Annotated in this window: 20 protein-coding genes; 10 read left to right on the top strand and 10 right to left on the bottom strand. The window is 41.8% G+C overall.

Annotated features, from left to right (window positions below):
• Positions 1-4: 4 nt before the first annotated feature.
• From H4K34_RS02230 to H4K34_RS02220, 3 genes are read right to left on the bottom strand one after another with little or no spacing between them, the layout of a single operon-like run.
• Positions 5-1,129 carry a peptidylprolyl isomerase gene (locus H4K34_RS02230; protein ID WP_210759210.1) on the bottom strand — a complete coding sequence of 375 codons (1,125 nt, stop codon included), beginning with the start codon at positions 1,127-1,129 and terminating at the stop codon, positions 5-7.
• Entirely contained in the window at positions 1,126-1,686 is a 561-nt protein-coding gene (locus H4K34_RS02225) for an FKBP-type peptidyl-prolyl cis-trans isomerase (protein ID WP_210759209.1), read from the bottom strand. The genes H4K34_RS02230 and H4K34_RS02225 overlap by 4 nt, the downstream gene beginning before the upstream one ends.
• Positions 1,670-2,701 carry a DHH family phosphoesterase gene (locus tag H4K34_RS02220; RefSeq protein ID WP_210759208.1) on the bottom strand — a complete coding sequence of 344 codons (1,032 nt, stop codon included), beginning with the start codon at positions 2,699-2,701 and terminating at the stop codon, positions 1,670-1,672. Before H4K34_RS02220 ends, H4K34_RS02225 begins: the two co-directional genes overlap by 17 nt.
• Before the next feature lie 49 nt (positions 2,702-2,750).
• On the opposite strand from H4K34_RS02220, the gene H4K34_RS02215 reads away from it, so the two are divergent.
• A complete protein-coding gene (locus H4K34_RS02215) occupies positions 2,751-4,034 on the top strand; it encodes an MFS transporter (protein WP_210759207.1) in 1,284 nt (427 codons plus the stop codon).
• Here H4K34_RS02215 and H4K34_RS02210 read toward each other — a convergent pair.
• A complete protein-coding gene (locus tag H4K34_RS02210; RefSeq protein WP_210759206.1) occupies positions 4,028-4,417 on the bottom strand; it encodes an OB-fold protein in 390 nt (129 codons plus the stop codon). The two genes, H4K34_RS02215 and H4K34_RS02210, sit on opposite strands and share 7 nt — an antisense overlap.
• Before the next feature lie 117 nt (positions 4,418-4,534).
• On the opposite strand from H4K34_RS02210, the gene H4K34_RS02205 reads away from it, so the two are divergent.
• Genes H4K34_RS02205 through H4K34_RS02195 form a run of 3 tightly spaced genes read left to right on the top strand, consistent with a single transcriptional unit; the run spans position 4,535 to position 6,350 of the window.
• Positions 4,535-4,891, top strand: a complete 357-nt coding sequence (locus H4K34_RS02205) for a cytochrome c family protein (RefSeq protein WP_210759205.1) — start codon at positions 4,535-4,537, stop codon at positions 4,889-4,891.
• A gap of 9 nt (positions 4,892-4,900) precedes the next feature.
• Positions 4,901-5,437, top strand: a complete 537-nt coding sequence (locus H4K34_RS02200; RefSeq protein ID WP_210759204.1) for a YceI family protein — start codon at positions 4,901-4,903, stop codon at positions 5,435-5,437.
• Positions 5,430-6,350 (top strand): DUF5777 family beta-barrel protein, encoded by a 921-nt coding sequence (locus H4K34_RS02195; RefSeq protein ID WP_210759203.1) that lies wholly within the window; start codon positions 5,430-5,432, stop codon positions 6,348-6,350. Before H4K34_RS02200 ends, H4K34_RS02195 begins: the two co-directional genes overlap by 8 nt.
• Here the strand turns inward: H4K34_RS02195 and H4K34_RS02190 are convergent.
• From H4K34_RS02190 to H4K34_RS02175, 4 genes are all read right to left on the bottom strand, one after another.
• Positions 6,347-6,760: a hypothetical protein gene (locus H4K34_RS02190; protein WP_210759202.1), complete on the bottom strand. Its 414-nt coding sequence runs from the start codon at positions 6,758-6,760 to the stop codon at positions 6,347-6,349. The two genes, H4K34_RS02195 and H4K34_RS02190, sit on opposite strands and share 4 nt — an antisense overlap.
• 82 nt (positions 6,761-6,842) lie before the next feature.
• Positions 6,843-7,919: a serine hydrolase domain-containing protein gene (locus H4K34_RS02185; protein WP_210759201.1), complete on the bottom strand. Its 1,077-nt coding sequence runs from the start codon at positions 7,917-7,919 to the stop codon at positions 6,843-6,845.
• On the bottom strand, positions 7,916-8,716 hold the full coding sequence (locus H4K34_RS02180; RefSeq protein ID WP_210759200.1) for a hypothetical protein: 801 nt from the start codon (positions 8,714-8,716) through the stop codon (positions 7,916-7,918). The genes H4K34_RS02185 and H4K34_RS02180 overlap by 4 nt, the downstream gene beginning before the upstream one ends.
• A 50-nt stretch (positions 8,717-8,766) precedes the next feature.
• On the bottom strand, positions 8,767-9,552 hold the full coding sequence (locus H4K34_RS02175) for a hypothetical protein (protein WP_210759199.1): 786 nt from the start codon (positions 9,550-9,552) through the stop codon (positions 8,767-8,769).
• A gap of 308 nt (positions 9,553-9,860) precedes the next feature.
• Between H4K34_RS02175 and H4K34_RS02170 the strand changes: the two genes are divergently transcribed.
• The 6 genes from H4K34_RS02170 (at position 9,861) to H4K34_RS02145 (ending at position 14,558) form a co-directional block, all read left to right on the top strand.
• Positions 9,861-10,475 (top strand): hypothetical protein, encoded by a 615-nt coding sequence (locus tag H4K34_RS02170; RefSeq protein WP_210759198.1) that lies wholly within the window; start codon positions 9,861-9,863, stop codon positions 10,473-10,475.
• A 65-nt stretch (positions 10,476-10,540) separates the two neighbouring features.
• Positions 10,541-10,798, top strand: coding sequence for a hypothetical protein (locus H4K34_RS02165; protein WP_210759197.1), 258 nt, complete (start codon positions 10,541-10,543; stop codon positions 10,796-10,798).
• A 220-nt stretch (positions 10,799-11,018) separates the two neighbouring features.
• Positions 11,019-11,486: a hypothetical protein gene (locus tag H4K34_RS02160; RefSeq protein WP_210759196.1), complete on the top strand. Its 468-nt coding sequence runs from the start codon at positions 11,019-11,021 to the stop codon at positions 11,484-11,486.
• Positions 11,487-12,000: 514 nt separating this feature from the next.
• Complete coding sequence (locus tag H4K34_RS02155) at positions 12,001-12,615, top strand: hypothetical protein (RefSeq protein WP_210759195.1); 615 nt, start codon at positions 12,001-12,003, stop codon at positions 12,613-12,615.
• Positions 12,616-12,690: 75 nt separating this feature from the next.
• The gene (locus H4K34_RS02150; protein WP_210759194.1) at positions 12,691-13,200 is read left to right on the top strand and encodes a hypothetical protein; all 510 of its coding nucleotides are present in this window, start codon (positions 12,691-12,693) and stop codon (positions 13,198-13,200) included.
• A 140-nt stretch (positions 13,201-13,340) separates the two neighbouring features.
• Positions 13,341-14,558, top strand: a complete 1,218-nt coding sequence (locus tag H4K34_RS02145) for a TCR/Tet family MFS transporter (protein WP_210759193.1) — start codon at positions 13,341-13,343, stop codon at positions 14,556-14,558.
• 8 nt (positions 14,559-14,566) lie between these two features.
• On the opposite strand, the gene H4K34_RS02140 is transcribed toward H4K34_RS02145, so the two are convergent.
• Both H4K34_RS02140 and H4K34_RS02135 read right to left on the bottom strand, forming a co-directional pair.
• Positions 14,567-15,169: an START domain-containing protein gene (locus H4K34_RS02140; protein ID WP_210759192.1), complete on the bottom strand. Its 603-nt coding sequence runs from the start codon at positions 15,167-15,169 to the stop codon at positions 14,567-14,569.
• A gap of 92 nt (positions 15,170-15,261) precedes the next feature.
• Positions 15,262-16,077, bottom strand: a complete 816-nt coding sequence (locus H4K34_RS02135; protein ID WP_210759191.1) for a 2,3,4,5-tetrahydropyridine-2,6-dicarboxylate N-succinyltransferase — start codon at positions 16,075-16,077, stop codon at positions 15,262-15,264.
• Positions 16,078-16,104 lie beyond the last annotated feature (27 nt).

Below are 16,104 nucleotides of genomic sequence, written 5' to 3'. Positions count from 1 at the left end.
TTTCTTATTTAGCGGACTCAGAGCCGGCTTCTTTAATGGATACCATTTCTACTTCAAATACCAACCAGCTATCTGGTGGGATTAAGTTACCAGCACCACGGCTGCCATAACCTAAATTAGGAGGAATAACCAATTTCCATTTGTCGCCCACTTTCATGCGCACTAAGGCTTCACGCCATCCCTGGATTACTGGGGCATTGCGACCTGCCGCTACTGCGAAGGGCTCGTATTTACGACCAGGGTTAAAACGACCACCTTCTTTGGCTACTTCCTCAATACTGGAATCGAATAAGGTTCCATCAGGTAACCAACCAGAATAGTTCATTAATACCATTTGGCCGGGCTCTGGTTTAGGACCGGTACCTTCTGTAAGTACTTCGTAGTATAAACCGGTGCTGGTTTGCTCCATGCCGGCTGTTAATTCTTCTACCTGCTTTTTAGCAGCAGCTTCCGCTTCCGCCTTGGCATTTACCATCGCTTCTTTGGCCTCTTTCCAAGCTTTAGGAGCATCGTAGTTTTTAGCCGATCCCTTGCGGATGATCTTTACGCTATTGATTACTACATCGGTATTAGGACGATCCTGACGATTGCGCTCTACAGCAGAAATACTATCGGCTACATTTTGTCCGGCTACCACCTTACCAAATACATTATAACCACCATCGAGGTGAGCAGTATGGGCTACAGTGATAAAGAATTGACTACCATTGGTGTTAGGTCCGGAATTAGCCATAGAGATAACGCCCTTATTGTGACTCAGCTCTTTGCTGGTTTCTTGTTCGAATTGATATCCGGGGCCACCCATACCGGTACCTTCGGGGTCACCACCTTGGATCATAAATTGAGGAATCACACGGTGAAAGATCAAACCATCGTAAAAAGGTTTTCCTTTGAATTGCTCAGCTACCTCGGGGTGATTTCCTTCGGCTAAAGCCACAAAATTAGCGGTGGTTAAAGGTGCTTTTTCCTCTTCGAGTTTGATTAAGATATCGCCCAAAGTCGTATTCATGTGGGCATAAACACCGTCGCTTAATTCTTGCTCTTCGCCATTAATTACCACGGAATTTTGGGAGCTGCAGCTCGACAACAGGCCTCCGATGAGGAATGCGGTCAACCAAAAGTTTCTCATTTCTGTTGATTTTGATTTTGAATTTCTAAGACTTCTAATTTATATACCAATGCGGTAAAGGGTGGAACTTTATTTTGATCGCCTGCCACCCCGAAGGCGCGATGCGAAGGTAAGATAAAGAAGCCCTTATCCCCAACGCGCATCAACTTTAAGGCATCGTGTAATCCGATTTCGGCATCCTCCCGGTCTATAAGTAGGGATGCGGCTTTGCTACTGTCTGATTGATAAAGTTGACTGCCATTTAGCATAGAGATACTATAATAGTAATACACCAAATCGCCCTCCTTTGCCATCGGCCCGCGAGCCGCAGTACTATCGATAGAATAGTAAATGCCGGTTCCATTGCGTTTAAGATCGAGGTCGCGATCTTCAATATAGGCCTCGATAGATTCTACTTCCTTCTGAAGGAAAGCACGGTGGGCCTCGATATTGTTTTCGCGGGGATTTTGATGGCTCTCCTGTTTGAGTTCCAGTTTTTGACTGTTTTCCGATCCGGGATGGCAGGCACTAAGGCTGAGTCCCAGAGCTAAGAATAGGTATTTAAACAATGCTTGCATAGCTCTTTAATTCTTCCTGATGCGATTTAAGGCAATCCTTTAAATAGGCAATGGTATCTTCCATATTGCGGTCGGATTTACCTCCGGCAGCATTCTTATGTCCACCGCCTTCAAAGTAAGTGCGGGCAAATTGGTTTACATCAAAGGAAGTTTTACTGCGGAAGCTCAATTTATGACCGCCATCGCGGGGCAGGATGAAAGCGGAGAGCTCCATGTTCTCCAAGGAAAGACCATAGTTTACAAAACCTTCGGTATCTCCTTTTTGAAAGCCACAGGCATCCAAATCCTTTTGGTCCAGATAAAGAATGGTAGTATTAAAGTCTTCCAGAATTTCCATTTGATTGAGGGTGCGACCTAGCAATTGAAAACGGCTGATGCTATTGCTGTCGTACACTCTACTGGCCACCTTCTGATTTTCAACTCCCTTTTCTAATAATTGGGCCGCCACTCGATGGGTGAGGGGACTGGTGCTGCTAAAGCGGAAATTTCCGGTATCGGTAGCAATGCCAGTATAGAGGGCTTCTGCCAGATCTTTGCTGAGTAGCTCGGTCCAGCCCATAGCTTCCAAAAAATGCCAGACCATTTCGCAGGTACTACTCATGGAAGTATCGCTATAGGTCCAATCGCAAAAATCATCTGGCTGTTGATGATGATCAATCATCAATTTTTTAGCCTTGCTATGGCGAATCGCTAATTCCATGGGACCGCTTCGCGCGGGATTATTATAATCGAGGTGAATAAGCAATCCGGCATTTTCCAAATAGGTATCCGCTTCTGCTTCTGCCTGATCGTAAAAGAGCACTTCTTCGCTCAGGGTCATCCATTTTAAATTGGCAGCATAATCATTAGGCATAATCATTTTCACCTTCAGCCCCAGCTGCATTAAAACCCCGCATAAGGCGGTGGCACTTCCCACGGCATCGCCATCCGGATTGAAGTGATTGGTAACCACAATATCTGGTCTTTCAACCAGGTATTCTTTAAGCTCCGCGCTTAGTCTTTCCAAATTTTGCATGGCGCAAAGATAAACGCATTTAATGGGCAGCGATTAGTATATTGCAAGCATGACCAACAAACGAATTCAGTTCGGATGGGCCTTCTATGATTGGGCTAATTCCGTGTACTCGCTGGTAATTTCCACGGCCATTTTTCCCATTTATTTTGCAGCGGTTAGTCCGGAAGAGATTTCGTTTCTCGGAACTGAATTTGAGAGTACCGCTCTCTATTCGTATTCGCTTTCTTTCTCTTTCGTTATAGTGGCCATTTTGAGTCCTTTCTTATCCGGCATTGCCGATTACTCGGGTAGTAAGCGCACCTTCTTAAAGGTCTTTGCTTATATGGGATCTTTAGCTTGTATGGGACTTTATTTTTTTGATGCGGATAATGTTTATCTCGGTATCGGCCTTAGCGTAATTGCCAGCGTGGGTTTTTGGGGTTCTATAGTTTTTTACAATGCCTTTTTACCGGAAATCGCCAGTCCGGAGGAGCAAGATCGTTTGAGTGCACGTGGTTTTACCCTGGGCTATATTGGTTCCGGACTGCTGTTAATTATCAATCTGGTCATGATTATCTTCTTTGAGAGTTTGGGTTTTCCGGATACAGGAACAGCAACGAGATTCAGCTTCCTGTTAACGGGGATTTGGTGGATAGGATTTGCTCAGATCACATTTAGAAGATTACCCTATAATGTGCATCATCGTAAACCAAAGTCGGAAGGTTATTTATGGCAGGGCTTTCGTGAATTGAGAGCGGTGATGTCTAAGTTGAAAGAAGATCCTCGGCTTAAGGTGTTCCTCTACAGTTTTTTCTTTTTCAGTGTAGGGGTTCAGACCATTATACTTTTGGCGAGCCTATTTGGCAGTGAAGAACTAGGCTTGGATAGCAATAAGTTGATTGCTACCATCTTAATTATTCAATTTGTGGCGATAGGTGGTGCGAATTTATTTGCCAGGCTTGCTCAGAAAAGGGGTAATATTCTCTCCTTAAAAATCAGTATTGGTATTTGGGCTTTAATTTGTGTTTTAGCCTTTTTCCTGAATCGTGAGGATACTTTAGTAGAATACAAATTTTACGGGGTAGGTGCCCTAGTTGGTTTAGTAATGGGAGGAATTCAGTCGGTTAGTCGCAGTACCTATTCTAAGCTATTACCAGAGACGCAATCCACCGCCTCATTCTTTAGCTTTTACGATGTAAGTGAAAAGGTAGCCATCATTTGTGGTACCCTCGTTTATGGCTATTTAATTGATATTACCGGAGATATGAAAGCCAGTGCCTTAGCCATGTCGGCCTTCTTTATCATTGGCTTTTTACAATTACTACGCTTGCGCAGAAGCGCCTGGGTTTATTGATTTTCGAATTGAACGAAATCCAGCTTTACTTCTTCAAAGAGCTCATCAAAACTTAAAACCCGACCGCGGATTTGAACGCTGTCGCCCACCTTTAAAGCCGGCATACTTTCGGTACTATCTAAACTACCGTAGATACCAGGTTCTAAAATCAAGGCGGCTTCTTGCAATTCTTTAACTACGCCTTTAAGGCTGATGATTTGATCGATATACAGAGAATCAGCCAAAGCACGATCCTTTTGAAAGTCACTCATTAAATTATTAGCGCTTAAGCTAAATGCCGCTTCTTCATGAATTAAATCCCGATGGGGTTTATGGAAAACATACCAATAGGCAGCCAGGGCTAAAATGCCAAGGATTAAAAGGGGGAGGGCAAACTTTTTCATGTTAAAAGGATTAGATGGCTATCGGGCAAACCGCTGGATTAAACTTAGCGTAAATAAAAATAGATTCGGGAAAAGCCTAAAATAAAGAATATATTCGTCCTGTTCCAAAATAGAAAGATGCGGAAAATTTTTAGCCTCTCACTACTGGCATTTAGCATGATGGCTTGCAGTAGTGAAAACCTGGAAGACCTTCAGGTAGCACCTTGTGATAGTTCAAATGTGACTTATAGTGCCGAAGTCCAAGCGATTCTTACGAATAACTGTACTGATGCCGGATGCCATGTTGGCCCAGGTGGAGTAGGTGGTTTGGATTTAAGAACCTATACCTCGGCCAAACAGATTGCGGATAATGGTGATTTGGTAGGTAGAATCACTGGTACAAGCGGTGCAGAAATGCCTCCTACCGGAAAGCTTTCGAACTGTGAAATAGATAAAATCAGAGCTTGGGTTCAGGCTGGTGCTCAAAACAATTAATTCTTGAAGATGAAAAAATTAGTCCTCCTTTTATTTTTAGGCGCAAGCTTCATGAGCCAGGCGCAAAAAGTTAGTACCCGCAGTGGTTTTGTGAAGTTCTTTTCGGATGCACCGGTAGAAGATATCACCGCTGAGAACAATCAGGTAAGTAGCATCCTCAATCTGGAAGATGGCAGCTTTGCCTTTTTAGTTCCGATCAAAGCCTTTCAATTTGAAAAGGCCCTGATGCAGGAGCATTTCAATGAGAATTATATGGAAAGTGGAAAGTATTCCAGTGCTTCCTTTAAAGGTAGTATTGTGGATTATGCTAAGATTGATCTTTCCAAGGATGCTAAATACAGCCTTCAGTTTAAAGGTACCATGACTATTCACGGGAAAAGTCAGGAAGTAAATGAAAAGGTTACCTTAATTGTGAAAGGAGGTAAAGTAAGCGTTCAAGCAGAGTTCCTTTTAAAGTGTTCTGATTATGGCATTGAGATTCCCACGGCCAAGAAGGATAATATCAGCAATGAAATTTCGGTAACGGTAAAGTTTGAATATGCTTAAGCGATTTTTAGTTCTGGCAGCTTTTGCCCCGCTTTCTTTATGGTCGCAGGAAGATTTGATGGCCGAATTGGAACAGGCCGATGCCAATAAAACGGAATATGCCTTTGCAACCTGGAAGGGCACCAAAGTGGTGAACCTACAAACCAATGAGCTACCTGGTAAGGGGGTGTTGCAGTATACCATTCTGCACCGTTTTGGGGCCTTTAATGATGATTTCTTTTACAATTTCATGGGTCTTGATAATGCTCAGGTACGACTGACATTAGATTATAGCCCGACTTCCTGGTTGAATGTTGGCTTGGGACATACCGGCTTCCGCAAGACCTATGATGTTTTTGCGAAATACCGTTTACTGCGTCAGTCTAAAGGCGCCCGCAACATGCCGGTGAGTGTGACCGGATTTTCATCGGCCTATTATTCGGCAAATCGTGTAGATGACGGTGTGGATCGCACCTTTGGTCGTCGCATGTCTTATGTGCATGAGTTGGTTATCGCTCGGAAATTCAGTCAGAAGTTTTCAGCGCAGATTGTACCGACTTTGATTCATAGTAATCTCACTAATCGCGCAGCCGATAATAATACTCAGATCGCAGTGGGTATTGCCGCCCGCTATAAGATCACGCCTATGCATGCCATTACGGTAGAGTATGTTCCGGTTTTGAATCCAAATCAATATCCGGATTTAAGTGCAGATCCACTGGCCTTGCCTATGAATGTGCCTTTCAGCAATTTCACTAATGCTTTATCGCTAGGTATTGATATTGAAACCGGTGGTCACGTATTTCAGCTCTTCGTAACCAATGCCCGTGGGGTGGCAGAACCTTATGCCTTTACCCAAACTGATGGCTCCTGGTTAGATGGTGATTTACACTTTGGCTTTAATATCAGCCGAGTGTTTACGGTGAGTAATTAATTTAAGCTTTCGTCGATTAGTTCGCAATTCCAGTTTTGGAAGTGCGCTTGATAGAGCTCCTGCAATTTAGCGCGGGCCGGATTTAGATTGGCAATTTCGGTCAGGGGGAATTCTTGATCGTCCTTGCTGATAAGGACAATTTCAAAGTAGCGATCCGGCCTTTGGCGTAATAGTAGTTTGCTAAGATCCTCTGTGCTTAAAATCTTCTCTGTTTTGAAGCTGAATAGGGCTTTACCAAAGGCTAGTCCATCCTTTTGGAGATGGACTTGATATTCATAAATGGCCAATCCATTTAGGGCTAAGCCAATAATTAGAAGGCCTGCCAAAACTATCCAATCAGTTAAGGCGAGAGAAGCAGAGCTTGTATTTTCCGATGCAATATCCCAAATAGCACTGCTCGCTTTATTCATAAAGAGAATCAATACAAGAAAGCCCAAGATTTGAGCGGTTTTGGCATATTTGGGGAATATTTTCTTCCGGCTGATGACCTTATTATTTGACACTATTCACAATCATTTGCATTAAATCATTCCGCTGATCGAAGAATTGTCCGCTGGTATAAGGCCAGGCGGTATATGCCACTACCAATTCCTCCTCGGGTACTACTAATAAAAACTGGCCTCCATGACCTAAGGCGGCATAGGCTTTCATAGCGGGGATTATCCAGAAATAATAGCCATAGGGCTCATGGTTGTAATTGGCGGCAACTTGAATACTAGTTGCTTCTTGCAGATAAAGGCTATCCAAAATCACTTGATTATTCCACAATCCTTTATCCTGTAATAAAAGACCAATTTTCCCTAGATCACGTGGCTTTAAATACAAGCTGAAAGCACCATAGGAGCTACCATCCTTAGCTTCTTCCCAATGATAATTGCTGATCCCTAAGGGCGCAAATAATTTTTCATCAGCATATTGAGCCAGCTTCATACCAGCCTTTGCTTCAATGGCCTTAGAAACTAATTGGGGAGCGCCATCATTATAATTCATGATCTCCCCGGCAGGGTAGAGAAAATCTTGTTCCAAGACAAAGGCCGCCGAATTCCCCTCGTTCTGGTAAAGTCCAAGGGTATGAACGCCATTATCGAACTCGAGTCCCGTTTGCATGCGTAGGGCATCTGCTAGGCTAATGTCCCGCTTACGCTGATCGCCATCAAAGGCATCAGGGAAAAGGGAGTAGAGCGGAGTTTCAAGGGAATCAAAAAGTCCATTCTGTAAGGCGATACCCGCCATAATAGAGGTGATAGACTTGGTACAGGATTGAATATTAGCATAGCGATCCCGATCCTCAATAGAATTGGGATAAGCTTCCGCGACCAGTTTATTATGCCGGAAGACTAAAAGACTCCGAGCCATCACAAAACGATCATCCTCATAAAGCAATTTATAGGCAGCTTCAATCTTAGCTGCATCCAGACCTTCGCTTTCAGGATCCGAAATTTCGAGATCATCATTAAGCAGGGCAGGGCTATATCCTTGATAATCGCTTTTGAAATTTTCATTCTTTAAGCAGGCAGTACTCAAGATCAGCAAAGCGGCTAATGGGATGCTATTTTTCCAGGTGATCATAAGAAGTAGAAATTATAGCTTAGACTATGTACACTGCTTTGGAAGAGCCTTGAAATATCACTTTCACTGCGCTGGTAGCAATAGCGATAGCCAATGGACTGCGCATGTTTGGCACTCAATTTAAAGCGGTATTCGCAGGCTAGGCTTAGGTTCAGATTTCGATTTAGGCTCCCCAGATTCATGTTCGAGTGCAAAGCGGAGAGAATTCCCGAAGCGGAGAGATCATCGATTTTATACTGACGTAAGGCATCAGGTCTGGAATACAAGGAAAGAACACTCAGGGAGGAACTCAAAATCCAGCTTCCTTTGGATTCGGTGAAATAGCAGAGGCGACTGGCCCAGCCCAAATTAAACTGATTGGCCCAATACAGATGGCTATCATCCCAATTAGGATAATAATTGATTTGATAGGAAGCTAGGGCCTGAGCTCCGGATAAGTAGTGCCAATTGTTAGCCTTCTTAATCGACCATAGGTATTGATATTGAGCTTGAATTCGAGCATTCACGCTATAGCCCACCGCCTCGAGATAGGTTTTAGGTCGGGCATAGCCTAAGTCTAATCGAAAAAGGCGCAGGCTGTTTCCCCATTTAATGGATTGATAATTTAATCCAGCGGCCAAGGCACCGTGCACTTTGGGATGCAGATTTTCTTCCTTCAGTTGAAGATGCGCCCCACTGAGACCAAAGCTTTTGATTTTGCTGGGAGTCATGCTCTCCTGCACTTGGGCTTTGATTGAAGCTTGAGATAGCAGTACTATCAAGCAGAATAAACCAGGGCGAATAAGTTTGATATTCATGGAATTGGAAAAGGCTAAAGGTAAACGAGATTCTAAAATCAGATAAAGCCTCAGCCTTTTTTAGAATCAGTTTCCATAGAGCTGTTTGGGTTTGGAGCTTTCATCCATTCCGTCCATTCCGATTCTTCACCGCGAGCATTGCGCAGGCAGAAACGAATTTTATAGCTGTGGTTTTTTATAAAATAAAAATTGCCACTACACATATTAGTTCCAACCCAGAGCTCATTATCTAAGCTTATCCTAATGACAGAAATATGACTTGTCTGACTATTGTGATTAAAGAGCTCAACTTTGACTTCGTAGCGATTACGGTAGCTGGAATCCGCTATAAATTTGCAAAAGCTTTCCGGACCACAACCTAGAGGTAGGAAAATGGTTTCTGAAAATACCGGAGGAATCATTTGGACAGGAACTGGCAAAGATCTTCCTTTGGCGATCCACCAACCTTTATACTGTCCTTCAGCTCCTTTTTTCTCTCTTTCCTTTAAATGGTATTCATGGTAAGGATCCAGATTGTCGATATGGAATTCATAATAGTCACCTGCTTTTAAAGGAGCCTTGGCTCTTAGGTACACGCTTGCAATGCTTACCTGACCTTTGTAGTATTCGACGATCTCCAATTCCACCTTTTGTTCTCCAGATTGAAGATAAACGGGATACCTGCTTCCTAAGGAATCCAGAATATCAATACTGTGGGCATAGCCTACCAATAGAATTAAATCGCCATTAGCTAAACTGTCCTGTAAGGTTTTGACCCAGATACCACGCGAAGTGCATCTGGCCTGAAGGCTCAATGAAAGGCTTAAGAGTATAAGGATGCTTCCAATTTTTCGCATGGAGGAAAATTAGGGAATGTTTTTGAGCTGGGTTGCTAAGGTGCAAGTAGATCGGTCTACATAGCTTTCCATCGGAGTTAAAAATTTGTTCCTTAAAAGCTTGTCGTAAAGATCAAAGAGTTTTGAGAAAATTAAAATGTTTCTTTGCCTTGAATTCCTTTTTCAGAGGACTTAGTTTCTAGAAGAGGTTTCAAGCTGTTAATTCAAATCGAATTTTTATACCCAGTTTTTTTACTAAAAAAAGAGAATTTTCAATGGGTCTTTCTTAGTAGAGACTCCCTGGGTGAATATGAAAACAAAGAGTAACAATGGATTTTAAACAAGTACTAATTTGGGTATTATTAATGGGGATTACTTTTTCATGCACTAGCACAGCTGCTGAAAAAACCGAGAAATCTTCAAGTGATAGCACTAAAATCGAGATGCCTAATGGAGATAGTACGAATCCCAATGATCCCGTAGATGGAAAAGTTCTTATTGGAGATATATCTTATAGATTATCATCTTCTTGGGAACAGGAAGAAATTACAGATTCTACGAAAGGCTATAAGTTTGTTCCTTGTTCTGAATCCTACTGTAACAATTTATTTGTGTCGAAGGCAAAGATTGACCCTAGCTTTGAATATTTGGACTGGTCAAAACTAATTACCGCCTATGTTAGGGATTTAGGTAAAACCTCTCTTCTCAAGATTACTTTACTTCAAGATAGCTTTGAACACTCATCGGATTCTACCTGGTATGAATTAAGATATAGCTATGAAAATGAAAGAGGGGATTTGTTTCTCTCCGAGCTCCATATGATTTGGCCTTCCAAGAGTCATCTATATGTATTTGATTTTACAGCAAAGGATAAGCCACGAGGAGCATTTGCTGATTTTAAGCTAAATGCTATCCAGGAGCTTATTGAAAGCATAGAGTATTGATGCCATTTTTTAGCAAAAGCTATTTTTGGAAGGGGCTTGCCTTACTGTCCTTAATATACCTTGTTGTGGACTATACCAGATATGAAATAAAGGCATCTGAAAATATAGCCAATTGTCAAAGGCTTCAGTTGGGAATGACGGTTGAAGAGGTAATAGAGATTATGGGAAAACCGGAGTCTACACGGAAACTCAAGAAGTCGATTGGTGTAAATTATATAGAGGTAAATAAATACCATTACAGCACAACCTTAGGAGCTTCTACCGGGGTTGACATTTACTTTAGTCTAGAATCAGAATTGGTACTTAAAGTTGATTGCCTGTGATTGTACCTAAGATGCAAGATGTTTTAGAGAGTTCTATAGAAAGGGGTCTCCACCGATTAAATTCATCTAAACCCAAAGGCTTGAAAGTACTTGTGGGGCTAGATGATTTAGATGGTGAAGAGTTTTAAAGGATAGGAGATGGCGAGGCAATGAGCCGATCTTTTAGATTTGGCTAAAATTTAATCAATTACAGTTTAGAAATTTACATTTTTTAAGAAGTATGAGAATAGTACTAATACTCCTTATAGCTGCGTCCTTAAGTGCTTGTAAAAATTTAATTTATCAAAGTCGTTTGGATAATTTGCTTTATACCGGAGATTGGGTGCCAGTTCCAATTGAGGTTTCAAGCTTTGATCCTGAGCAGTTTTATATTCAGCGAATTCAAATGGATGATTATAAAGTTGTGAAGACGGATAATTGTGAGCTTGAAACGTTTTTAAAGTATTTTAAGGATGAGTTTATAGCTCGTCAGTCTTTTTTTGATCATTATTTTAAAGGCTTAACTTTTTTAAGCGATTATAAAATCTATAAACACCAACATCGATCAAGAATAGTGGAAGATGGTGTTGTCTATGTAGTTGTTTATGATGCCCAAAAGTATTTTTATTGCTTTTCTACAAATCAACAGGATAAGGCTTTTAATGACTTTGATGAGAGCATGTTAAACAATGTGTTTCTAGATTTGTGATCGGAAAGAGATAGCTCCTTTTCAAAAAAGAGTCATACCTATAAAAATTCTACCTGCAGTACAGCCAATAAACCGATGAGACTTATTATTGAATTGTGCCTTAATTGATAATTACGTACTGTTCTGAAATAGAATATTTTACCTGGATTAAAATGCATAGACTCCTAATCGTATTAGGCATTTCATTCTTAATTTTTCTACTTCATTATGTGACCCCTGCATGCGGGGTTTTAATTGAAGCTAAAACCTTGCGGGTGCTTACTTATTTAGCCTTCAATTTTCTGTTGATATTGGTAGTAGAAAAAAGAGAAATGTATCTGTGTATAATAGCTTCCCTTTTGATGGGGCTCATGATCTCTGATGCCTACTATTTCGGAATGCTTGCATTTCCAATAGCTCATTTGGCTCACAAGAAATCGCTATTAGAGTATAGCAGACCAGCACAATTCTATTATTTCCCAACCAAAGCATTCGAGTCCTTAATTTCTGAAAAGGAAGAAAGAAAATTCACTAATTGGGACTTTATGCTAATGGGTTTAGCGATGCTTCAAGCTTTGATTCTGGTATTCCTCTATTCTTGAGAGAAAGAATGAAAGACTCCATGACTGAAAAAGAGGTGAAACAGGCTGCGATTCGACTTTTGAAAGAGGGGAAAAGTCATCAAGATGTTTTTCAAGCTTTGTCTCTAGAAATATCTAAATCAAAGTTGTTGGAATTTATTAGACACATCCCTTCAAGGAGGTCTGTTCTCAAATATGACTCTTTAAATGGGTTGGTCATTTTGATATTGCTGTCGATGGTGCTAGTAGTCTTTTGGGCTACTGAAATGTTCCCAATGCTTGTTTGGTCTGGTCTTGCTCTAGTAGTGGTACTAAGACGAATGTATAAATACTACCTCTGGATATCGGGATTAAGCTTCTTCTATATCTTATCTTTTTTGCTGATCATTTTGTTCGGGAAGAGTACCACTTTAAATACTTTGAGTTTTGTGGCACTTGGCTTGAATGCTTTGGCAGTCATTCTTCTAAGTTATTTGAATATGAAAATGCTTCCTCGTGTCAAGCTGATTAAAGAACGGCGTAGGATAGAGGGGGTAGATAGAATCGTTCAAAGGGTTAATTTTGAATGAATCTATTTTTTTTCATAAAGGCTTATGGTCGCTTATTTATGGGGGTATTGATCATTACTGAAATTGGAGAAAAGCATGTTTGAAAGATTGAAAATTAAGAGGTGGATAGCCACATTTACATTTATCGTATTACCTCTAATTAAACTTTCCGCTCAAAGCAAATCATTTCACTTTAAGAGGAATAATACTGAATGGATCGTCTTTGCAGATTCCAAGAAATTAGGTGTGGGACTGCCAACATCAAGAATAAATGTTTTGGAAGAAAGGACTGTAATATCATCTGATAGTTTGATAAGGAGGTACCTTGAACATAGGTTTAGAGACGGTGAGTTACCCCAACAAGGAGGGGGCAACTGTCCTGTAATATTGGATTCATGGGATGACTATTATAGGCAAGTTGTTTTTTATTATGATGAGGAAAAATCTGAGGACTGCATCTTGTTTCACTATGTCCATAAAAGTGTAATTGTAAATCACCCGAACTGGAAAGAAAGATGGGTTTTTATTTCCGGTGGATGCAGTAATTATTGGATGGCAAGAATTAGTTTAAAATCAAGGGAAGTTTTCTCCTTTGGCATTAATTGATTGTTCCGATCCGCATTATTTGCTTTCCAAGAAAGTGTCAATTATCAGTGAGTCACTCCGAACTCAGCTTAAGTCGAAAAGATTACCCTCCCTTATAATTTACTGATAAACCAAAGCCCATATTGATTTACATTTGGGCCATGCGAGGAAAAAGTGCTGCCGTACGGTTTATCTTTATTACCATCCTGATTGATATTATTGGGATCGGTATTATCATTCCCATTGTTCCCGATCTAATACAGGAACTCACTGATTTTGATAATAGTACCGCTGCTTGGTATGGTGGCCTATTGGCTGCTACCTATGCGACTATGCAGTTCATTTTTGCGCCTATTTTAGGCGGTCTCAGCGATAGTTTTGGGCGACGCACCTTGCTTTTAATTTCACTCTTTGGCTTAGGCCTGGATTATCTGGTAATTGTATTTGCTCCCAGTTTGGCCTGGCTCTTCGTAGCGCGAATTATTTCCGGGATTTGTGGCAGTAGCATGACCGTAGCCAATGCCTATATCGCTGATATCAGTGGTCCGGAAGACCGCGCTAAGAATTTCGGAATGATTGGTGCCGCTTTTGGCTTAGGCTTTATTGTGGGTCCTACCATTGGAGGTTTACTGGGTGAGTATGGTACGCGGGTTCCTTTTATGGCCGCGGCCGCTATGGCCTTATTAAACTGGCTCTATGGTTATTTTGTAGTACCCGAATCTTTGGATGCCGAACATCGCAGAGCTTTCTCTTGGAAACGAGCCAATCCTATTGGTACCCTCCGAAGCATTTTCTCCAATAAGATAATTGTTCCTCTAATCATTAGCCTCTTTACTATTTATGTGGCGGCGCATGCCACTCAATCCAACTGGTCCTTTTACACCAAAGAAAAATTTCATTGGGGTGCTTTAGAGATTGGTCTTTCCTTGGGTTTCGTTGGGGTGATGGTGGCTTTAATCCAAGGTTTAGTGGTAGGTAAAGTGGTGAAAAAGCTGGGTGAAGTGAAAGCAGTCTATTTGGGCTTTTTCTTCAATGCTTTGGGATTACTGCTCTTAGGAATTATTACCGAGCCCTGGATGGTGTATGCCGTAATAGTTCCATACGCTTTCGGGGGATTGGCTGGACCTTCATTACAATCGATAATGGCTGGCCAAACTGCTAAAAATGCGCAGGGCGAATTACAAGGGGGGATTACTAATATTATGATGCTAACCGCCATTATAGGTCCGCCATTAATGACCGGTATCTTTGGCTATTATACCCATCCGGACACCGATTATTATTATCCGGGAGCGCCTTTTATTTTGGCATCTTTCTTAGCGATCCTAAGTATCATTATAGCCTCACGGACCTTGCAGAAATTGCGCTTGAATAAATAAAGATCGCTCTAGGACTCCAATCTCTTGCGTAAGTTTTTCAAGGTATTGAAAGGCGAGTCCACCGTTCCGGCATTCGCTAACCAGCCCGGGATGCTTCCACCTGGATTGGCGAGTACTTGATAGGTGATCTTTGTTTTTTGTGGCCCTAGTTTTTCAAAAAGCCAATAGCCTTTTACACTGGGAATTCGCACCATATCCTCCTTCTTGGGGCCATAGTCTGGTAGTCCATCCATGTTGATTTTTACCTGATTGCTAGTTTTTTCATAACTAAAGCGATAATAGCAATCGCGGTCATCCAAAGGGAAGGGGGCAGAAGTAATGGTATAGTGATATTGTTTTTGCCCTTCACGTTTAATGAGCTTCGAATGTGAGCAATTGGGCATCCAATCTTTGAAATGATCAGCATCCTCTAAAATCGCAACGATTTTCTCCATGGGAAAATTGAACTCGGCATGAGCCTTAAACTCATCCAAGGCGGCGCCTTCTACTGCCCGAGTGTAGATTTTTATCCCATCTTCATTTTTACGAAGCTCCCATTTAGATCCGGATCTATCGGCCCCAGCCATGGGAAACAGCAGTAGTGCCAGGGAAAAGCAAAGCGTGCGCATCATCGATTAATTTGTGGCAAGTTTATATTTAGAAGGCTCACATCCAAATAAAAAAGCCGGGATAAACCCGGCTAATTTGAAATTCTTATGGCTGATTAAACGGCCACATTGTATTCGCGTAAGGCATCGTTTAAGCTGGTCTTTTTATTGGTGCTTTCCTTACGCTTACCAATAATTAGAGCACAAGGCACATTATAAGTTCCAGCGGGGAATTCCTTAGGCATAGAGCCAGGAATTACCACCGAGCGGGCTGGGATGTAACCTTTGATTTCCTTGGGTTCGGGCCCGCTTACATCGATAATCTTGGTAGAGGCGGTAAGCACCACATTGGCACCTAATACCGCTTCTTCTTCAATGCGAATTCCTTCTACCACAATGCAGCGAGATCCAATAAAGCAATTGTCTTCAATAATTACCGGAGATGCTTGCACGGGCTCTAAAACGCCGCCAATTCCCACGCCACCACTAAGGTGAACATTCTTGCCAATTTGCGCGCAGCTGCCAACAGTGGCCCAAGTGTCAACCATGGTACCGCTATCTACATAAGCGCCAATATTTACATAAGAAGGCATCATTACTACCCCGGAAGCCACATAGGCACCATGGCGGGCAATGGCATGAGGAACCACCCGAATGCCTAATTCTTTATAGTTCTTCTTTAAAGGAATCTTATCGTGGAATTCCAGAGGACCGGCCTCCAGGCTTTCCATTTTACGAGTAGGGAAGTAGAGGATTACCGCCTTCTTTACCCATTCGTGCACTTGCCATTCACCATTTACTTTTTCGGCGCAACGCAATTCTCCTTTGTCGATCGCTTCGATACATTCTTCGATAAGCTTTACAGTTGCCGGATCTTTTAATAATTCACGGTCTTCCCAAGCTTTCAAGATATGTTCTTCGTGCTGCTTCATGATTCGCTTTAAATTTGCGCAAAAGTA

The organism is Croceimicrobium hydrocarbonivorans, from assembly GCF_014524565.1.
Lineage (GTDB): Bacteria > Bacteroidota > Bacteroidia > Flavobacteriales > Schleiferiaceae > Croceimicrobium > Croceimicrobium hydrocarbonivorans.
The sequence above is the reverse complement of the archived record's forward strand: the minus strand, read 5'-3'. Positions and strand labels throughout refer to the sequence as shown.